This window comes from Flavobacterium chungbukense (genome assembly GCF_020805785.1).
In the GTDB taxonomy this organism is placed as follows: domain Bacteria; phylum Bacteroidota; class Bacteroidia; order Flavobacteriales; family Flavobacteriaceae; genus Flavobacterium; species Flavobacterium chungbukense.
Genome location: NZ_JAJGZV010000002.1, coordinates 568,194 through 588,467, shown reverse-complemented (window position 1 = coordinate 588,467; position 20,274 = coordinate 568,194). Strand labels below are relative to the sequence as shown.

The window sequence follows — 20,274 nt, the reverse complement described above, 5'->3', positions numbered from 1 at the left end:
TTCAATTTTCACATTCTGAAGTTATAATTTTATGACGCTACTTATATTAATTATAGTACTAGCCTTAATTTTTGATTACATCAATGGTTTTCATGATGCGGCAAATGCTATAGCGACTGTTGTTGCAACAAAGGTTCTAACGCCTTTTCAGGCGGTAGTCTGGGCAGCATTTTTTAACTTTCTGGCTTATTGGGTTTTCGGATTTGGTGTTGCAGATACTGTTGCTAAAACAGCGCACACTATGGAAATTAACCTAGTTGTAATTCTTGCCGGAGTAATTGCGGCAATTTGCTGGAATTTATTGACTTGGTGGTTAGGGATTCCTTCAAGTTCTTCACATACATTAATTGGTGGTTTTGCTGGAGCGGCTGTAGCTCATGCTATTGCAGTTCACGGATTTTCTGGTTATGTAGGAGAAGACGGAGCAACTCACTACTGGTATGAGATTGTGAGTTGGTATAAGGCTGGTAAAGATGGTGGAATGCCTTCGGGAGTTCTTATTATTATTGCGTTTATTGTTTTAGCGCCGCTTTTAGGAGCTTTAGCATCTTATTTAATTTCAATTTGGCTGCTTAATGCTTCGCGTAAAAGTATTGGACCTAAAATCTTTACTATAGCTTTAATGCTTGCAACAATTTGGTTTGTGTATGTTCAAATGGTTTCTTATGAAGAAATTGTAGAACATGGAAAACCTCGTTTTGATTCTCATTTTTGGAGTGTAGTGTTTGATTCTCATAATATTAAATGGTTTTTAGTTGCTTTTATTATTTTAACTGTAAGTGCATTTTGCTTAATATTTAGCAGTTTAAATCTTCATCAGGCAGATGCTGCTTTAAAGAAAATGCAGTTGTTGTCTTCTGCGGCATTTAGTTTAGGTCACGGAGGAAATGATTCTCAAAAAGTAATGGGTATTATTGCTGCAGCTGTAGCGGTTTATATAAATACAAATCCTGGTGTTCACATGGATGCTTGGTTAGATGTTGTTCTTCCAAACGATGATGCAGGTATTAAAGGTGTAATGCCAAGCTGGATTCCATTAGCATGTTATTCTGCAATTGCGGCAGGAACTTTGAGCGGTGGATGGAAAATTGTAAAAACAATGGGTTCTAAAATTACAAAGGTAAGTTCGTTTGAAGGTGTTGCAGCTGAAACGGCTGGTGCTTTGACGCTTTACTTTACAGAACACTTAAAAATTCCAGTAAGTACAACACATACTATTACAGGGTCTATCATTGGTGTTGGATTAACAAAACGTGTTTCTGCCGTTAGATGGGGAGTTACAGTGAGTTTAATCTGGGCTTGGATTTTGACTATTCCGATTTCTGCTTTATTGGCAGGTATGGTTTATTTTATTTTGAGTGTATTTATTTAATAAAATGATTATTGAAAAATGTGAGATGTAAATCGCATTTTCTTAAATATTCTAAAGCCGATTTCAATTTGAAATCGGCTTTTTTTTGTTTCGAAAATTAAAACTTCTGAAGATTTTTATGATTGTGCTTTCTTTTATAATGTGTTTGTTTTAAGTTTTTTTGATCTTCAGAAATGATGCTGATTGTTCCGTCAATCTCTAACATGGCGAGTTTTACGTTTTTAAAAAATTCAATTCCGTGTTCTCGCATGGCTTCTTTTAATTCCTCATCAGAAATATCAAGTTTACTCAAAGCTTTAAAATCTAGTTTTCCATCATGAATTAATACTTCTGGTTTGTCAAGCAGTAAGTCTCCAAAAACTTTGTATTTACGGGTTAGTTTCTTGATTATAAAGTTGATTACAAATAAAACCAATGCAGCAACCAAACCTCCAATAAGACTCGTGTCGGGGCCAACCATTGCATTTTGAACAGAATTACTAATTAAAAGAATTAGAATAATATCCGCGGTATTTAATTGCGAAAGTTCTTTTTTGCCAAAAATTCGAAGAGCTATCGTCATAAAAAAATAGACAGCAACACTTCGTATAATAATATCTAAATAAGGAAAATGCATATTTTTTATTTTAAAGTTAAATAAAAAAGCTTTGACAAAGTTTTAAACTTTGACAAAGCTGTTAAATTATTTATGTATAATTAATTTTAAATGAACTCTAAATTATAGTTTGAAATTCTTTTCAATTGCTTTAATCATTTCTCCAGCAACATCTTTGTTTGTAGCGCCTTCAATTCCTTCCAAACCAGGAGAAGAGTTAACTTCTAATAATAATGGTCCTTTCGAAGAACGAATAATATCTACGCCAGCCACTTTTAAGTCCATTGCTTTTGCGGCTTTAATGGCAATTTTTTTCTCTTCGGCAGTTACTTTGATTACAGAAGCGGTTCCTCCAAGGTGAATGTTGGCTCTAAATTCGCCAGGCATTGCTTCACGCTGAATAGCAGCAACGACTTTTCCGTCAATAACAAAGCAACGAATATCTTTTCCATTTGCTTCTTTAATGAATTCTTGAACTAAGATGTTGGCATTTAGACTTTTGAAAGCATTGATGACACTTTCTGCAGCCTTTTTGGTTTCGGCCAAAACAACGCCTTTTCCTTGTGTTCCTTCTAGTAGTTTTACAATTAAAGGTGAACCACCAACCATTTTAATTAAGTTGTCTGTATCAAGCGGAGAATTAGCAAATCCAGTTGTTGGAATATCTATTCCGCTGTTTAATAATAATTGTAATGAATATAATTTGTCACGAGATTGTGTGATAGCTGTAGCTGAGTTTAATACAAAAACCTTCAAAGCTTCGAACTGACGTGTTAGTGCACAACCGTAAAATGTTATACTTGGTCGGATTCTCGGAATTATAGCATCAAACTGATTTAAGATTTTTCCGCCTCTGTAATGAATTTCGGGAGTTTTGGCATCGAGTTTCATGTAACATTCTTTGATGTTTAAAAAATGCATTTCATGACCTCGCATTTCGCCGGCCTCCATAATTCTTTTGTTACTGTACAATTCTGGATTGCTTGCTAAAAGTCCGATTCGTAAACCAGAACTTGCTTTTTCTGAGTTTTGATATAGCTCTTTTAAAGATTCTGGAGTAGGCTGGCCTAATAGGTATTTTTGTTCTGGATCAACCAAAACCCTTCCGCTCATGGCTTCTCGTCCTAAAAGCATTCTAAATCCCATAGAATCGCGATTGGTCAAAGTCATTTCGATCGGCCATTTGGCATCACCAATTTTTAAACTGGTCTGAATTACGTAGCGATGTTCTCTAAAACCACTAGAACTTTTTACAATTCTTTTGTCAACCAAAGGTGCTTCACAATGAATAATGGTTTTAATATTATTCTGAATTGGGTTAATGTCAAATTTTACCCAATTGGCATCATTTTTTATAAAAGGAGCAATATTTAGAGCGTGCATTGCCGAAGTTTTGGCGCCAGAGTCAACACGAGCCTTGATTGTCGGAATTCCTAATTCTGGAAATGAGCACCATTCTTCGCTGCCTAAAATGACTTTGTTTTGAAGCATATTTTGTTTTTTATATTTTATAGAATTAAATTCAAAAATAGCTATTTGCTTTTACTAAAGATACTAAATTATCCAAAAAAAATACCCGTTATGTTATGAAAACGTAACGGGTAAGTTATTTGTGTTATAAATTTAAACTAATTTATTGATTTGTCGGCTCTTCTGCTTTGTGTATTTCAACAGACAATTCTTGTGAATCATCTTTAAGATCCATCATAATTTCATCACCTGAATGTATTTTCGAAGTAATGATTTCTTCGGCTAACAAATCTTCAACATATTTCTGGATTGCTCTCTTAAGCGGTCTAGCTCCAAATTGCTTGTCAAAACCTTTTTCTGCAATAAATGCTTTCGCTTTGTCTGTTAAGCTTAATTTGTAGCCTAACTCAGCAATACGAGAATACAGTTTTTTTAATTCAATTTCGATAATCAAATCGATATCAGCTTTTTCTAAACTGTTGAAGACAATTACGTCATCAATTCTGTTTAAGAATTCTGGAGCAAAAGTTTTCTTTAAAGCATTTTCGATAATACTTTTTGAATTTTCATCGGCTTGAGCCACTTTTGCAGCAGTTCCGAATCCAACACCTTGTCCAAAATCTTTAAGTTGACGAGCACCAACGTTAGATGTCATAATAATGATAGTGTTTTTAAAGTCAATTTTACGACCTAAACTATCTGTTAAATATCCGTCATCTAAAACCTGAAGCATCATGTTAAACACATCTGGATGCGCTTTTTCGATCTCATCTAAAAGAACAACACAATATGGTTTTCTACGAACTTTTTCAGTCAATTGACCACCTTCTTCGTAACCTACGTATCCTGGAGGCGCTCCAACTAAACGAGAAATTGCAAATTTCTCCATGTATTCACTCATGTCAATACGAACTAAAGCATCTTCAGAGTCAAATAATTCTTTAGCTAAAACTTTAGCTAATTGCGTTTTACCAACTCCAGTCTGACCTAAGAAAATGAACGAACCAATTGGTTTGTTAGGATCTTTAAGTCCAGCTCTGTTACGTTGAATAGAACGTGCAATTTTTAAAACAGCTTCGTTTTGACCAATTACTTTGTTCTGAATTAATTCAGGTAATTTCGCTAATTTATTGCTTTCTGTTTGTGCAATTCTGTTAACAGGAATTCCGGTCATCATTGATACAACATCGGCTACATTATCTTCTGTAACTTCAATTCTGTTGTTTTTAGAATCTTCTTCCCATTGTTCTTGTGCAACAGCTAAGTCCTTTTCAATTCGTTTTTCATCATCGCGAAGTTTGGCAGCTTCTTCATATTTTTGTTTTTTAACTACCATGTTTTTCATTTCGCGAACTTCTTCTAACTGGCGTTCCAAATCTAAAATTTGTTTAGGAACATCAATATTAGTGATGTGTACACGAGATCCTGCTTCGTCAAGAGCGTCAATAGCTTTGTCTGGTAAGAAACGCTCAGACATATAGCGATCTGTAAGTTTAACACAAGCTTCAATAGCTTCTTGCGTATAAGTTACATTGTGGTGATCTTCGTATTTGTCTTTTACGTTATTTAAAATTGCAATTGTTTCTTCAACAGAAGTTGGTTCTACAATCACTTTTTGGAAACGTCTTTCTAAAGCACCATCTTTTTCAATATATTGTCTGTACTCGTCAAGAGTTGTTGCTCCAATACATTGGATTTCTCCTCTTGCTAAAGCAGGTTTGAACATATTTGAAGCATCAAGCGAACCTGTTGCTCCTCCAGCTCCTACAATAGTGTGGATTTCATCAATAAAAAGAATAATATCGTCATTCTTCTCCAGCTCGTTCATTACGGCTTTCATTCTTTCTTCAAATTGTCCTCTGTATTTTGTTCCAGCAACTAAACTGGCTAAATCAAGAGTTACAACACGTTTATTGAATAGAATACGAGATACTTTCTTCTGAATGATGCGTAAAGCCAGTCCTTCTGCAATAGCAGACTTACCAACTCCAGGTTCTCCAATAAGAAGCGGATTGTTCTTTTTTCTTCTACTTAAAATTTGCGAAACACGCTCAATTTCTTTTTCGCGTCCTACAACAGGGTCAAGTTTTCCCTCTTCCGCCATTTCTGTTAAATCTCTCCCAAAATTATCTAAAACTGGAGTCTTAGATTTTTTGTTTGACTTATTGGCGGGATTATTAAAACTGCTTTCTTTAAGACTGTCATCTTGTCCTGAATCATCATTGTATGATTCGTTTCTTGGCAAGTTTTCTAAGAATTCTTCTTCGTTTGGAGTCATATTTAAATACTGTTCTTTAGCTATGTCATAATCTATTTTAAGTTTATTCAATAGCTTGGTTGTTGGATCGTTTTCGTTTCGTAAGATGCATAACAGCAAGTGAGCGGTGCTAATTGATGAACTTTGAAATACTTTCGCTTCTAGAAAAGTGGTCTTCAGGGCTCTTTCGGCCTGTCGGGTAAGGTGAAGGTTTTTCTTTTCTGCATTTACTTCAACGCTGTGATTAGCTGGACTCAGTATTTCTACTTTCCTGCGTAAATGATCTAAATCGACTGCTAGGTTATTAAGTATATGAATAGCTTTTCCGTTACCATCTCTTAAAATGCCCAGCATAAGATGTTCGGTACCAATAAAGTCGTGCCCTAAACGAAGAGCTTCTTCTTTACTATACGTAATAACATCTTTTACTCTTGGTGAAAAATTATCATCCATAATATATAATTGGTATTGTAAATTTAGTGAATTACTGATTTAAAAACAAAAACCATACCCTTCGAGAATGCCTGTCAGCTAATAGACGAAAAAAAAGGCAATAAAAGCGTTAAAAAACGCTTAATTTATTAACTAAAAGCCAAAATAAAGTTGTTAATAAATCATTGAAATTAGTGTAGGTAAATAGCTGAAAAAATTTCAAAAAAACGTATCTTGGCACGCTTTGAAACTAAATAATTATTTAAACATAACAACTTATGTCTGAAGGAGAAAAGTTAATTCCCATTAACATAGAAGATGAAATGAAATCAGCTTACATCGATTATTCGATGTCGGTAATCGTATCGAGAGCGCTTCCTGATGTTAGAGATGGCTTGAAACCAGTGCATCGAAGAGTTCTTTACGGAATGTATGATTTAGGTGTAACTTCTAGATCTGCCCACAAAAAATCTGCGAGAATTGTAGGGGAGGTTCTGGGTAAGTATCACCCGCACGGAGATACTTCTGTTTACGACGCGATGGTTCGTATGGCTCAAGAGTGGAGTATGCGATATTTATTAGTTGATGGTCAAGGTAACTTTGGTTCTGTTGATGGTGACAGTCCTGCAGCAATGCGTTATACAGAGGCTAGAATGCGCAAGATTTCTGAGGAAATTATGGCAGATATCGAAAAAGAAACAGTTGATTTTCAATTAAACTTTGACGATACATTATATGAGCCAAAAGTAATGCCTACAAAAGTTCCTACTTTGTTAGTAAACGGAGCTACAGGTATTGCAGTTGGTATGGCAACTAATATGCCACCACACAATTTAACTGAGGTTATCAATGGTACTTTAGCGTACTTAGATAATAATGATATTGAAGTTGATGAATTAATGACTCATATTAAAGCGCCAGATTTTCCAACTGGTGGTGTAATATATGGTTATGAAGGTGTTCGTGAAGCTTTTAAAACGGGTAGAGGACGTATTGTAATGCGTGCGAAAGTTGGTTTTGAAGAGGTTGACGGAAGAGAATGTATCATTGTTACTGAAATTCCATATCAGGTTAACAAAGCCGAAATGATTAAACGTACGGCTGATTTAGTTAACGAGAAAAAAATCGAAGGTATTGCCAATATTCGTGACGAATCGGATAGAAACGGTATGCGTATCGTTTATATCTTGAAGCGCGATGCTACGCCAAACGTAGTTTTAAATACCTTATATAAGTATACTTCATTACAATCTTCTTTTAGTGTAAATAATATTGCATTAGTGAAAGGTCGCCCGCAAATGTTGAATCTGAAAGATATGATTCATTATTTTATTGAGCACCGTCACGAAGTAGTGGTTAGAAGAACACAGTTTGAATTGCGTAAAGCAGAAGAAAGAGCTCATATTTTAGAAGGATTAATCATTGCTTCTGATAATATTGATGAAGTTATTGCGTTAATTAGAGGTTCTAAAAACACAGATGAAGCAAGAGAGAAATTAATTGAAAGATTTAAATTATCTGATATTCAAGCTCGTGCCATCGTTGAGATGCGTTTACGTCAGTTAACAGGTCTAGAACAAGACAAGTTAAGAGCAGAGTTTGAAGAGTTGATGAAGTTGATCGAGCATTTAAAGGCTTTGTTAGCAGATGTTAATTTAAGAACAGATGTAATTAAAGAGGAATTAGCTGAAATTCGTGATAAATATGGTGACGAAAGACGTTCTCAAATTGAATATTCTGGAGGAGATGTAAGTATCGAAGATTTGATTGCTGATGAAAATGTAGTGATTACAATTTCGCACGCTGGTTACATCAAACGTACAAACCTTACAGAATATAAAACACAAAATAGAGGAGGAGTCGGGCAGAAAAGTGCTGGAACAAGAGACCAGGATTTCTTAGAACATATGTTCGTTGCTACAAATCACCAGTATATGATGTTCTTTACGCAAAAAGGGAAATGTTTCTGGATGCGTGTTTATGAAATTCCAGAAGGAAGTAAAACGGCAAAAGGTAGAGCAATTCAAAATCTTGTAAACATAGAAAGTGATGATAAAGTAAAAGCTTTCATTTGTACACAAGACTTAAAAGATAAAGATTATATCAATACCCATAATCTTGTAATGGTTACTAAACAAGGGCAGGTTAAGAAAACTTCTTTAGAGAAATATTCTAAACCAAGAGCAAATGGAGTTGCAGCCATTACCATTAAAGAAGGAGATGAGTTGATTGGTGCTCAGTTAACAAACGGAGAAAGCCAAATTATCTTAGCAGTAAAATCTGGAAAATTAGTTCGTTTTGAAGAAACTAAAACACGTCCGATGGGAAGAACAGCTTCTGGAGTTCGCGGTATTACGCTAAAAGACGAAACAGATGAAGTAATCGGAATGGTTACGGTTGATAAAGAGGATATTGCAACATCTCAAATCTTAGTAGTAACTGAAAACGGATACGGAAAACGTACCAAATTGGTAGACGATGATGGAGAAGATGTTTATAGAATCACGAATCGTGGTGGTAAAGGTGTTAAAACGCTTAATATTACGGATAAAACAGGTAAATTAATATCTATTAACGCGGTAACAGATGCAGACGATTTGATGATTATCAATAAATCTGGATTAACAATTAGAATGGCAATTGAGGATTTACGTGTTATGGGACGTGCAACTCAAGGTGTTAGATTAATTAACCTTAAAGGTAAAGATTCTATCGCTGCAGTTACTAAAGTTATGAAAGACGATGCTGAAGAAGTTGTTGTAGATGAAAATGGAAATGTAATTGAATCTGGAATCGAAAGAATCAAACCAGATTTGGAAGTTCTTGAAGACGATGGAACGGCTGAAGAGGAAGATGATGCTGACGATGAAGAAATAGAAGAGGAAGATGATGCGGACGGTGACGACGAAGAATCTGAAGAATAAACGAAATTGAATTAAAAATTAAATACAAACAAATATCACTATGAAAAGTAAATATGTAATACTTGCTTCTGCATTATTGATCTCTGTGGCTTCTTTTGCTCAAAAAGATCAAATTAAAAGTGCTGAAAAAGCTTTAAAAAGCGGAGATGCTCAGGGGGCAATTTTAATTTTGACTGGCGCAGAAAGCGTAGTTGCAAATGCAAAAGATACAGAGCAGGCGCAATTTTATTTTGTAAAAGGAAATGCTTATTTAGATCTTGCAAACAAAAAAGTTGATGAAAGTAAAAATTTATCTTTAGCAGCTGAAAGTTATAAAAAGTTAATCGAAGTTGAAAAAGCATCAGGAAAACAAAAATATTCTACAGATGCAGCTACTTCTATTGCTAATATCAAAGGACAGTTGATTAACTCTGCAATTGCTGATACTCAAGCTAACAAACATAAAGAAGGTGCAAAAAAATTGTACGATGCATATGAGTTAGATAAAAAAGATACAATTAACTTATACTATGCTGCTTCTACAGCTGTAAATTCACAAGATTTTGATCTTGCATTACCGATGTATGAGGAATTGAAAAAGTTAAATTACTCTGGAAAAGGTACTTTATATCTTGCAGTGAATAAAGCAAATGGAAATGAAGATAACTTTAGCAGTGCAAAAGACAGAGATTTAGCAATTAAATTAGGTACTCACGAAAAACCTAAAACAGAACCTATTCCTTCTAAAAGAGGTGAAATTTATAAAAATTTAGCTTTAATTTTAGTTCAAAAAGGACGTACTGAAGATGCTAAAAAAGCTATCGCTGATGCAAGAAAAGCAAATCCAGAAGATACTTCATTAATTCTGTCAGAAGCTAATTTGTACTTAGAGTCTAAAGATTATGATACTTACAAAAAATTAGTTGGTGAGGCTTTAGAAAAAGATCCAAAAAATGCAGATTTAGTATTTAATTTAGGTGTAATTAGTGCAGGTGCAAAGAATAACGCTGATGCTGAAAAATACTACTTAAGAGCTATTGAAATTAATCCTGAATATGCTAATGCATATTTGAATCTTGCAGCTTTGAAATTAGAAGCAGAAAAACCTATCATTGATGAAATGAATAAATTAGGTACTTCTACTAAAGATATGAAACGTTACGATGTTTTAAAAGCACAAAGAGAAGGTGTTTTCAGAGGTGTAATTCCTTACTTAAAAAAAGCAAATGAATTAGACCCTAAAAACGAAGATGTTGCAAAAACATTGTTAGGAGTTTACAAAGCGTTAGAGATGACTGCTGAAGCAAAAGCTTTAAAAGCTACAATGAACTAATCTTCATTTTAATAAAATAAAAAAAACCATCAGTTTTGCTGATGGTTTTTTTTATGCTTAGATCTGAAGCTTAAATCAAAGTTGCAGATAAGGTAATTGTTGTGTTTAATAATTTAGAAATCGGACAGATTTCTTTTGCTTTAGCAGCAGTTTTTTCAAATTCTTCAGCTGAAATCGAAGGAACTTTTCCTTTTAAATCTAGATGTATTAAAGTGATGGTTCCGTCTTCAAAAGTTACTGTAGCTTCCGTAGTTAAATCGTCGGCAGTAAAACCACCTTCGTTCAATAAAAAGCTTAATTGCATTGTAAAACAGCCAGAATGAGCTGCTGCAACCAATTCTTCTGGATTTGTTCCAACTCCATCAGCAAATCTTGTTTTAAAAGACAGTTGTGCATTATCTAGAGTGGTGCTTTGTGTGCTTATTGTTCCAGTTCCTTCCATGCCAGTTCCTTTCCAGTTGGCGTGTGCTTTTCTTGTAAATTTCATATTCTTTTGATTTAAAATTAGTATTAAATGTTTATTTGTTTGATCTCCTAATAATAGGTTTAACTCAAATATAATCAATATTTTGCAGAATAGTTTTATGAAATTTAATGAGATTGTTAAGTTTTAGGTTTTTTGTTGAAGGTTGGATTAGGGTTTTAACGAAAAGAGCGTAAAGTAAAAAAACAAAAAGTTCGCAAAGCTTTTTTTTTATATACTTTGCGAACTTTGCGTAAATCTTGGTGCTCTTTGCGGTAAAATACGAGCAATTTTTATTCTTGTCCTAAGTTTCGAAGTTGTTTTAATTTATCTTTCCAGACGTCAAGAGTTTCCTTATGAATGGCGATATTTTTACGAACCTCAGTTACAATAGAATTCTCTTTTTTAGCATTTTTAGTATTGGTAAAGAATTGAATGTTGTTTTCTAGCTGAAAAATTTCATTTTGCACTTCTTCTATTTTACGCATAATAAAGATTTTTTCATTATCTAATTTACGTGTATCATTACTGTCAGACAATGAGTCTATACGGTTTGCAAAACGCATCATTTCAGATTCTTTCTTACTAACACTTAGTTTTTCAAAAAGTGCATCTAAAATTTTATTGAATTTGCCTTCAATATGTCTTCTTGAGAAAGGAACTTTTCCAAATCCTTTCCATGTTTCAATATGAGCTTTTATAGCATCCAGATCTGTTTTGTGATCTCCAGTTAGTTGGAAAGCTCTTAGAGTATCCAAATACGCTTTTTTATTGTCAAAAGCGGCAACTTCTTCGCTGTTTTCTTCCGATTTGTGTTCTTTTAACTTATCGAAATAATGGTTACAAGCATCTTTAAATTCTTTCCAGATTTTGTCTGAATATTTTTTCGGAACATGTCCTATTTGTTTCCATTCTTCCTGAATTTGTTTCATTATAGGAGTTGTAGAAGCAAAATCGGTACTTTCCTGTAAATCCTTGGCTTTTGCAACAAGAGCCATTTTTTTATTTAAATTATCGTTCTGATCTTTTTTGATGTCTTTGTAAAAAGAATTCTTGAAAGCATTGAAATTTCTCACCGCTGTTTTAAAAGCAGCCCAAGTTTCTTCATTTACTTCTGATGGAACTTTTCCTGCTGCAAAAAACTCATTACGAAGCGCTTCTACTTTTTGAATTTGTACAAGCCATTGAGAATGAGAATTTACTTTTTCTGTTCCTAATGTTTCAATTTTAGAAATAATTTCTTTTTTAACTTCCAGATTCTGCTGTTCGTTTGCTCTTTGGCTTTCAAACAAAACTTCTCTTTTGTCGTGAATTTTTTTTGTTAATTCGCTGAATTGATTCCAGATAACATCACGATGTTCTTTAGAAACAGGGCCGATTTCTTCTTTCCAAATTCTGTGTAAATCCTGTAATTCGCGGAAAGATTTATTTACATCTGCATCGTTTACCAATTCTTCAACACGAGCTATAATCTTTTGCTTTAATTCAAGATTATGTTTGAAATCTAAATCTCTGGCTTCACGATCTAAATGAAGATAGTCATAAAAATTTTCAACATGAAAATGGTAATTATTCCAAACGTGATTGTATTTGTCTTTTGGAATTGCACCTGCATTTTTCCATCTTTCTCTTAATTCATTAAAATGTTTAAGAGTGTCTTTTATATTCTCCTGCGGATTAATTAACTCTTTTAATTCTTCAACAATCGCTAGACGATTTTCTAAATTTGTTTTTAGGTTAGTCTGCAGATGTTTGAAATGAGCATTTCTTTTGTCTCTAAAAATATTATAATATTCATCGAATTTTAATTTTAGAGGTAAATGATATTCAAATTCTTCGTTTGGATCAGGGTCAGAAGCAAGAAATTCTTCTTTCTTTTCCTCAAGAAGATGGTGGTATTGTAACAAAAAAGCCTTTTTGATTTCTTCAATATGATCTTTTACAGACATCGCTTTGTCTATATTAACCAATTTTTTAAGTTCATCAACAAGTGCATCTAAAGAAAAGGTATTGTAATCCTGCATAGGAATATCGTGACGTTCCTTTATAGTCTCGTCTTCGCTTTCTGCTGCATTTGAGTTGGTGATGACATCTAAAGCTTCCTGATGAAGATTTTCATCATTTTCTACTTCATTTTCAATTTCTGAAGCTGAATTCTCAATTGGAGCTTCAGAATCAGATATTTCAATTGCATCATTTGTTGTAGAATCGTTTAATTCGATTCCAGATTTTCCGTCTGCTTCTTGCAGGTTATCATTCTTTTCTTCTAACATCTTTAAAATGTATAAGGTTTTTATTTTAATCAATGCGAAAGATAGTAAAGGTGTTTCTAAATACAAAATAAATCGCTTGTTTATGCGCTATTTTACGATGAAATTCCTATTCTTTGCTCTAATTTGCTATTGTCTTTAAAATGTTTTGATCTAATGTTTAAAGTATCTATAAATTCGAAATACGTATCTTTTTTTAGGTTATGCTTTTATAAATTCAATTTAGTACGTAACTATTTATTTTTAGAAAAGTATTAATACCCCAATTTCAATTCCAAAATTGTACGTTCTATTTGTTCCAAATCCGGCACTGGGATGGATGTAAACTAGATTATTTGGAGTAATTTTTCGTCCAAATTCGACAAAGGCATTGTTTTGAAATGCGTCTAAAGTTGCATTATAACGAAAAGCCACATCTCCTGCAACCCAATTTTTTCCAAAGAAATGCAGCAGGACATTTTCAAAAAGTGTTACATTAATATCATTTCTTTCATTTGCTCCTGCGAAACTGCCTTGAAATTCTAAAGTGGAGAGCCAGAGAAACTTTTTTTCATATAAATATTTTCCGTAGATAACTGCGGGCATAACGACCCATTTTCCAGTACCAAAATTCGGATCTGCGGCTGTGTTAGCATAAACTCTTGTTCTTAACGCTATTCCATTATTATTTTGCAGATAGGGAATATAGCTGACTCCCATACCTATATCTCCAATTGCTGTTTTATTAATTGAATTTGTATTTGCGGAAATCAGAGGAAGATCGAAACGTAAGTTCCAGGCTTTATTTCCTATTGGCAGAAGAACCCGAACTTGAGTGGTATTAAATGATCCGTTATCGGTATCTAAATATTCATCGAAAAAAATGATTGTTTTGAGAAAATAATGGTAACGAGGCTCAGAAAAAGGACTTCGTAAAGTATCGTTCTCTTGAGCCAAAAGTAGGTTGTGAAAAAACAAAAAAAATAAAATGCTAAGTAATTGTATTTTATTCATAACCACTTGTTTGTAAGTGATTTAAAAATACAAAAAATACGTTAACCTTTTATTTTTTTTGCTGGTGTTTTTTATTTGTTCCAGATTTTCCAGGCTTTTTCAGCTTGAAAAATTAGCATATCATGACCGTTTTTAATAATGGCCCCTCTTTCTTTTGCTTTTTTAAGGAATGTAGTTTCAGCCGGATTGTAAATTAAATCGTAAGCAATATGTTTTTCGGTAAAAAATTCATAAGGCAGATTTGGACAAGCATCAATATTTGGACTCGTTCCAACTGGTGTACAGTTAATTATAATTTGAAAGTTATCAAAGGTAGTTGCATTAATCAAATCATAATCTATTATGTTTTCTTTTGCTTCTCTAGAAACAAAAGTATAAGGAATGTTTAATTCATCCAAAGCAAAAGCAACACCTTTAGAAGCCCCGCCTGTTCCCAGAATCAAAGCTTTTTTATGATGAGGCTCTAATAAAGGCTCTAAAGATTTTTTAAATCCATAATAATCTGTATTGTAGCCTTTTAGTTTGCCTTTTTTAGTAAACTTAATGGTATTTACAGCGCCAATTAAAGTAGCTTTTCGTGATAATTTATCTAAAAATGGAATAACTTGTTCTTTGTAAGGAATGGTAACGTTTAATCCTTTTAAATCTGGGTTGTTTTTAATTAATTCAGTGAAATAATTAATTTCCGAAATGTCAAAATTTTCATAACTGTTACCAGCAAAAACCTCATTATTAAATTTTTCTGTAAAATAACCTTTTGAAAAAGAGTAGCTTATGTTGCGTCCTAATAATCCAAAACGTCTTCTTAATAAAATATCAACCATTCTTATTTACGATGTTTTTCTATATAATTTTTTACTGTTTTCTTTGCCCAAACTACTGGAAATAAATCTTCGATTAAGATATAATTATCAAAATTTAAGCGTAAACCATTGCTTAAATGAAATTTGGCTTTTGTATTATCCTGAATCATAAAATACAATCCAGCCAAACGATATTCGATTTCGTTTTCTTCAGGGAAATATTCTGAAGCTTGCAATAAAGTTTGAATAGCAGTTTCAAATTCTCCTAAAAATTGAAGAATGTCTACCCAAAATAACCAAGTGTCTAGTGCATAATCTCCAAACTCTACTGCTTTTCTGTAGCCAAATTCAGCTTCCTCAAAAAAGTTCATATGTTTGTTGATTGTAGCATATCTCTTCCAGTACAAACGATTCTGATTGTCGATTGCTAAAGCTTTATTTACAAAAAACAATGCTTTCTGGTATTTTTTTTGGCGAAGATGAAAATCAGTAATTGCAATCCATCCTTTATCTAAAAGTGGGTCTTCATGTACTGTTTGGTTATAGTATTGAATCGCTTTTGCTAAATTTCCAAGTTTCTCATAACATTTACCAATTCGAAGCAAAGCGTATGATGTAGCATCATCTAATTCGATGGTTCTATTATAGCTTTCAATTGCTTCATTGTATTTTTTTAGGCGCTCATAAGCTTTTGCTTTTTCCATAAAAGCACCTAGAAATTCATCATCGATAAGTGTTGCGTAATCAAATGCGCGAATTGCGTTTTCATATTCTTTTACACCATAATGAAGGCGCCCAAGCTGATGCCAAGCTATTTCGCTATAAGGATTTCTGTTGATGTATTCGTTCAAATAAACAATAGCTTCTTGGTTTTGATCTAAAAATTCAAAACAATACACTACGTTGTAAAGAGCAGATTGATCTTCTAAATCTTCCTCAAGACATTTGATGAAATTTTCTTTCGCCAATTCAAGATTATCCATAAAAAGATATTCCATTCCAATCAAGTTGTACACGTCGGCGTAATCATCAGTATATTGCAATGCAATTTTTAATAATTCAACTGCTTTTTCGTGCTGATCTCTTTTGGAACAGATATTAGCTTTTTGGATGTATATTTCCTCGTTATTGGGTTCGATTGCATATAACTCATTCAAAAGCTTTTCAGCCAATTCGAGTTTGTCATCATAAACCAGCATTTCTACTTGTACTAATTTTAAGCCTGTAGATTTTGGGTGCTGGTCTAATGCAAGTTTTAAGGCCTTTTTTGCTAAATTAGCCTTGCCTATATCTAAATAATGAAGAATTATTTCTTCGAATTCTTCAGAATCAAAAAAGAGTACTTTGTTAGTCTTTAACATTGACTCAAATTTGGATAGGGATAGGTTATAATCTTCTTCTTCGTTGCTTAATTGCATACTTCGTTATTTTGAAATTAGCCTACTATAAATTTAGGCAACCATATAATTGTTGTAAGGATAAGAAATTAATTGTTTTGAACAATTTAATTAACAATATATAGCATTTTTTATTCTGTTTTAGGAAGAAATCTCTCTTATTCTTAAGGGATTAACTTCTGTTTTGTCATTTTTTAATTGATAGCTAAAAAGAATAACACCAAGTTTTATGCATTAATTTTTTTTAAAATTTCATCCATAACTTCTAAAATTATTTTACAGCCTTCTCTAATTTCATCTTCTGAAATAGTCAATGGAGGTGTAATTCTAATTGCGCATCCTTCAAATAAAAGCCAGAATAAAATCAATCCTTTATCTTGGCAATTTAAAATGACTTGGTTGGTAATTTCTGCCGATTCTGTCATGGCGGCCAACATTAATCCTTTTCCTCTAACTTCTGTAATCAAAGGATGTACCAAAAGCGATCTGAAGAGTTTTTCTTTTTCAAGCGTTTCCGCCATCAAATTTGTTTCAGTTAATTCTTGCAAAGTAGCCAAACAAGCTGACGCAATGACAGGGTGACCTCCAAAAGTAGTAATGTGTCCTAATTTTGGATTTTCTGTTAAAAGGTCCATTTTTTCTGCCGAAGCTGTAAAAGCACCAACTGGCATTCCGCCACCCATTCCTTTTCCCATTACTACAATATCTGGAACAACGTCATAATTCTGAAAACCAAATAGTTTGCCTGTTCTTCCAAATCCTGGCTGAATCTCATCTACAATCATCAAAGCTCCAACTTCATCACAACGTTTACGAACTTTTTCAAGAAAATTGTTTTCCGGCTGAATAAATCCTGCGCCACCTTGAATAGTTTCTAAAAGAATAGCCGCTGTTCGAGTGGTTATTTTTTGTAGATCTTCTTCATTATTAAAAGTAATAAAATCAACATCTGGAAGTAAAGGCCTGAAAGCTTGTTTTCGTTCCTCAAATCCCATAACGCTCATAGAACCCATTGTGTTTCCGTGATACGCATTATGACAAGAAATTAGCTGACTGCGTCCTGTAGTTCTTTTGGCTAATTTTAAAGCGCCTTCAATTGCTTCTGTGCCTGAATTAACCAAATAGGTTTTATTTAAAGATTCAGGAAGGAGTGAAGCCATTAGTTTACAATATTGAACAGCTGGACTTTGAGAATATTCACCATAAACCATTACGTGCGAGTATTTATCTAACTGATCTTTTATGGCCTGATTTACTCTTGGGTGTTGATGCCCTAAAGTACAAGCCGAAACTCCGGCAACAAAATCTAAATATTTTTTATCGTTTGTATCGTATATGTAAGAACCAATAGCATGAGAAACTTCCATTCCGAGTGGGTAAGGAGAAGTTTGCGCTTGGTATTTTATAAAATCTGGATTCATTTTTTTTAAGGTTCAAAGTGGCAAAGGTACTAAGGTTTTGAGGTTTTAAAGTTAATTCTATATAATCTTTAAAGCTTTTGCCGACTTTAATTTTTTTTAATAGCTTCAATGTCTAAAATATCATTTAATCGATTTAAACTGTTTTTAGATAATCTTTTAAAAGCAATTTCAATAAATACAAATCGTATTATCAAAATTTGACCTAAGGCTACAGCTATAAACAATAAAAATAAATGAGCTTCTTGACTAAATAGTTGAAAAATAAGTCCAGCTATTGGTAAACACAATATAACAGATAATAAAACTTGGAATGGTTTATTGATTTCTATTTTAACAGTTCCATTTTTGTTTATGATTTCTCCATTTAAAACGCAAAAGGCGCCTTTGCCTATTTCAGATGAAATTAATGTGAAATTATTATTGCCAATAATTCCAAGAAACGATTTATCTGTTATTTTCGAGCTTAAGCTTTCAGAAATTAATGTTCTTCTTTTTAAACGTTCAAGAGATTCTGTTGTTTCTCCTATTAATTTGAAACTGTAATTGCTTGTCGGAAATATTTTCATTCTTTACTTAGCTCTATAGAATTTGAAAAGACTTTTACTTGCTGCTTTTTAATGGCTCTTTAGCTGCTGGTTTTGCGGAAGGCTTCTTCTTATCGTAATTCAAAGTTTCCTTCCTGACTTTCATCGGAACATTTTTTCCTTTTTCTTCTTCTTCTTTACCTTGTTTAATGAGTTTTTCGTTCATTTCATTGTCCTCCGCAGTAAAAATATCATCTTTAGATTTTATTCTTTCGTCGGCACGCCAAACCATTCCACGCAATTTTCGAGCATTTTCGGGCAATTCATCTTCTGGGTAAATATCGCCGTCGACTTTATTGAAAAACGTAATCGTTTCAATTGCGTTATTTTCCAATATCATATTGATTTTACTGCTGACATTTTTGTTGATTCCAATTAGTTCGTTGGTATCATTTCTCATAAAATACACTACTTCGGTATTTTTGATAACGTCGACATCATGAAGTTTTCCATCCCGAAATTTTCCAAATAAATTGAGGCCTTTTACCTGATTAAAACCTGTTCCTAAAGTGTCCCGCGAGATAACGAAAGTATTATTTAAAACCTTTAACGAGTCAATTTTTCTGGTCTGATTGTCACCGATTAAGTGCATAACATCTCCGGTAATCTGGCTTTCTCCATTCCAAAGAATTGGTTTCCCAATTAATTTTGTCAACGCAGTTTTAGAGTTTGAATGAATCGAATCGCACTTGCCGCTCATATCAATTTTAAAAAAACGGACATTGTTATAAGCACGTAAAATACGTTCTCCTTCTTTTCCTGTAACCATTAATTTTTTTCCGTGAATGTAAACAGAATCATTTTCAACCAAATTAATGGCAACGGCTCTTTTAGTAACAAACATCGAATCTTTAAGTTTGTAAAGCTCTGCATAATGCCCCTTTACAATTCCTTTATTGATAGAATCTGTAATTTTTACATTTCGCGTTGCCGATGCAAATTCAGTATTTCTATTATAAAATAAACTGTCGCCTTCTATAAGCCGATCGTCGTATTTAATGTAGGATCTCCTGAGAAAGTGCGCCAAATTCTTTTTTGTATCGTAAAAACCCTTTTCGGTGTAAATGTAATTTTCTTTACTCGTAATAGTCGAAGGTCCAAGTAAATAAGTATGTCCAGAATTACTGTAATAATCTAAATGATTCGATTTTATTACATATTTTGGATTTGTAATTACAACTTCGGTCAGGAACTGAAACTTTTTCTCTTTAACATAATATCTTCCAGATTTGCTCACCAAAGTATTGTCTTTATTGATAATGGTACCTTTTGTATTGTAAAAAGCTTCTTGAACATTTCTGTCAAAATTTATAGTATCGGTTTGCAAAGTCGCATCTGGTGAAGTCATTACAGCATTTCCAGTTGCAAAAGCTTTTTTTAAATTTCCGCTGTATTCTGCATATTTACTGTTTAAGAATAAAGTATCACCTTGCACTAATTGTACATTTCCAAAAGCTTTTAAATAATTTTCTTTATTAAAAACATATGCTTTGTTACAAGTTAAAACAACCCCGTCATGTGTAATTTGAACGTTACCGCTCAAAACAACTCCACCCGGAACTAGGTCCTCATTACGTTCGAAATTATCAGCACGGTCTATGTGAATCTGTTTTGGACTATTTTTTGCCGCTTGCGCGAAAGTAAATTGAACGCTTAAAAAAAGCAGACTATAAAATATGAAAAAGAGTGATTTCTTCAACTGATTAAATTTTTGTCAAATTTATGAAAAAGGATACAACCTTAGAATGTTATTAGGATTAATTTATGTGTTTATTTTTTAAGCTTCAAAGGTTCAGAGTCACAAAGGTTCAGCGTTTTTCTGTTTAAAATTCTTCAAATTTTTCTAGTTATTTAAAACCTTTGTTTTTTTGAGCCATTGTCATTTTGAATCTCCATCAATTTTATCAACAAATTACGAAACTCTTACGTTGTAGTTGACCCATTTTTAAGCTTAAAGAAACAATTGAAACTAACTTTCTTT

General features: G+C 33.1%; 14 protein-coding genes. 3 read left to right on the top strand and 11 right to left on the bottom strand.

Annotation, left to right across the window (positions count from 1 at the left end):
* Window positions 1-31: 31 nt before the first annotated feature.
* Window positions 32-1,372, top strand: a complete 1,341-nt coding sequence (locus tag LL966_RS07800; protein ID WP_229352119.1) for an inorganic phosphate transporter — start codon at window positions 32-34, stop codon at window positions 1,370-1,372.
* Window positions 1,373-1,469: 97 nt separating this feature from the next.
* On the opposite strand, the gene LL966_RS07795 is transcribed toward LL966_RS07800, so the two are convergent.
* The 3 genes from LL966_RS07795 to LL966_RS07785 form a co-directional block, all read right to left on the bottom strand.
* Window positions 1,470-1,988 (bottom strand): DUF421 domain-containing protein, encoded by a 519-nt coding sequence (locus LL966_RS07795; RefSeq protein ID WP_229352117.1) that lies wholly within the window; start codon window positions 1,986-1,988, stop codon window positions 1,470-1,472.
* 102 nt (window positions 1,989-2,090) lie between these two features.
* Window positions 2,091-3,458, bottom strand: coding sequence for a 30S ribosomal protein S6--L-glutamate ligase (gene rimK / locus LL966_RS07790; RefSeq protein WP_229352115.1), 1,368 nt, complete (start codon window positions 3,456-3,458; stop codon window positions 2,091-2,093).
* A gap of 142 nt (window positions 3,459-3,600) precedes the next feature.
* A complete protein-coding gene (locus tag LL966_RS07785; protein ID WP_229352113.1) occupies window positions 3,601-6,147 on the bottom strand; it encodes an ATP-dependent Clp protease ATP-binding subunit in 2,547 nt (848 codons plus the stop codon).
* Window positions 6,148-6,404: 257 nt separating this feature from the next.
* Here LL966_RS07785 and gyrA point away from each other — a divergent pair, with 257 nt between their 5' ends.
* Both gyrA and LL966_RS07775 read left to right on the top strand, forming a co-directional pair.
* A complete protein-coding gene (gene gyrA, locus LL966_RS07780; RefSeq protein ID WP_229352111.1) occupies window positions 6,405-9,050 on the top strand; it encodes a DNA gyrase subunit A in 2,646 nt (881 codons plus the stop codon).
* Window positions 9,051-9,090: 40 nt separating this feature from the next.
* Window positions 9,091-10,362: a tetratricopeptide repeat protein gene (locus tag LL966_RS07775; protein ID WP_229352109.1), complete on the top strand. Its 1,272-nt coding sequence runs from the start codon at window positions 9,091-9,093 to the stop codon at window positions 10,360-10,362.
* A gap of 70 nt (window positions 10,363-10,432) precedes the next feature.
* Here LL966_RS07775 and LL966_RS07770 read toward each other — a convergent pair whose 3' ends face one another.
* The 8 genes from LL966_RS07770 to LL966_RS07735 all read right to left on the bottom strand — a co-directional run bounded on the left by LL966_RS07770 (window position 10,433) and on the right by LL966_RS07735 (window position 19,992).
* The gene (locus LL966_RS07770; RefSeq protein WP_229352107.1) at window positions 10,433-10,849 is read right to left on the bottom strand and encodes an OsmC family protein; all 417 of its coding nucleotides are present in this window, start codon (window positions 10,847-10,849) and stop codon (window positions 10,433-10,435) included.
* Window positions 10,850-11,118: 269 nt separating this feature from the next.
* Window positions 11,119-13,098: a DUF349 domain-containing protein gene (locus LL966_RS07765; protein ID WP_229352093.1), complete on the bottom strand. Its 1,980-nt coding sequence runs from the start codon at window positions 13,096-13,098 to the stop codon at window positions 11,119-11,121.
* A gap of 240 nt (window positions 13,099-13,338) precedes the next feature.
* The gene (locus tag LL966_RS07760) at window positions 13,339-14,088 is read right to left on the bottom strand and encodes a lipid A phosphoethanolamine transferase (RefSeq protein WP_229352078.1); all 750 of its coding nucleotides are present in this window, start codon (window positions 14,086-14,088) and stop codon (window positions 13,339-13,341) included.
* A gap of 71 nt (window positions 14,089-14,159) precedes the next feature.
* Window positions 14,160-14,912, bottom strand: coding sequence for a shikimate dehydrogenase family protein (locus LL966_RS07755; RefSeq protein WP_229352075.1), 753 nt, complete (start codon window positions 14,910-14,912; stop codon window positions 14,160-14,162).
* Between the two features lie 2 nt (window positions 14,913-14,914).
* Window positions 14,915-16,309, bottom strand: coding sequence for a tetratricopeptide repeat protein (locus tag LL966_RS07750; RefSeq protein ID WP_229352062.1), 1,395 nt, complete (start codon window positions 16,307-16,309; stop codon window positions 14,915-14,917).
* Window positions 16,310-16,515: 206 nt separating this feature from the next.
* Complete coding sequence (locus LL966_RS07745; RefSeq protein ID WP_229352060.1) at window positions 16,516-17,709, bottom strand: aspartate aminotransferase family protein; 1,194 nt, start codon at window positions 17,707-17,709, stop codon at window positions 16,516-16,518.
* 86 nt (window positions 17,710-17,795) lie between these two features.
* Window positions 17,796-18,275 (bottom strand): hypothetical protein, encoded by a 480-nt coding sequence (locus LL966_RS07740; protein ID WP_229352051.1) that lies wholly within the window; start codon window positions 18,273-18,275, stop codon window positions 17,796-17,798.
* A gap of 34 nt (window positions 18,276-18,309) precedes the next feature.
* On the bottom strand, window positions 18,310-19,992 hold the full coding sequence (locus LL966_RS07735) for an OstA-like protein (RefSeq protein WP_394799455.1): 1,683 nt from the start codon (window positions 19,990-19,992) through the stop codon (window positions 18,310-18,312).
* Window positions 19,993-20,274 lie beyond the last annotated feature (282 nt).

Excerpts from the sequence above, each read along its gene's own strand:
- LL966_RS07760 (WP_229352078.1), bottom strand. The coding sequence starts at position 14,088 with ATGAATAAAATACAATTACTTAGCATTTTATTTTTTTTGTTTTTTCAC.
- gyrA (WP_229352111.1), top strand. The coding sequence starts at position 6,405 with ATGTCTGAAGGAGAAAAGTTAATTCCCATTAACATAGAAGATGAAATG.
- LL966_RS07785 (WP_229352113.1), bottom strand. The coding sequence starts at position 6,147 with ATGGATGATAATTTTTCACCAAGAGTAAAAGATGTTATTACGTATAGT.
- LL966_RS07775 (WP_229352109.1), top strand. The coding sequence starts at position 9,091 with ATGAAAAGTAAATATGTAATACTTGCTTCTGCATTATTGATCTCTGTG.
- LL966_RS07740 (WP_229352051.1), bottom strand. The coding sequence starts at position 18,275 with ATGAAAATATTTCCGACAAGCAATTACAGTTTCAAATTAATAGGAGAA.
- LL966_RS07750 (WP_229352062.1), bottom strand. The coding sequence starts at position 16,309 with ATGCAATTAAGCAACGAAGAAGAAGATTATAACCTATCCCTATCCAAA.
- rimK (WP_229352115.1), bottom strand. The coding sequence starts at position 3,458 with ATGCTTCAAAACAAAGTCATTTTAGGCAGCGAAGAATGGTGCTCATTT.
- LL966_RS07765 (WP_229352093.1), bottom strand. The coding sequence starts at position 13,098 with ATGTTAGAAGAAAAGAATGATAACCTGCAAGAAGCAGACGGAAAATCT.
- LL966_RS07745 (WP_229352060.1), bottom strand. The coding sequence starts at position 17,709 with ATGAATCCAGATTTTATAAAATACCAAGCGCAAACTTCTCCTTACCCA.
- LL966_RS07770 (WP_229352107.1), bottom strand. The coding sequence starts at position 10,849 with ATGAAATTTACAAGAAAAGCACACGCCAACTGGAAAGGAACTGGCATG.
- LL966_RS07795 (WP_229352117.1), bottom strand. The coding sequence starts at position 1,988 with ATGCATTTTCCTTATTTAGATATTATTATACGAAGTGTTGCTGTCTAT.
- LL966_RS07755 (WP_229352075.1), bottom strand. The coding sequence starts at position 14,912 with ATGGTTGATATTTTATTAAGAAGACGTTTTGGATTATTAGGACGCAAC.
- LL966_RS07800 (WP_229352119.1), top strand. The coding sequence starts at position 32 with ATGACGCTACTTATATTAATTATAGTACTAGCCTTAATTTTTGATTAC.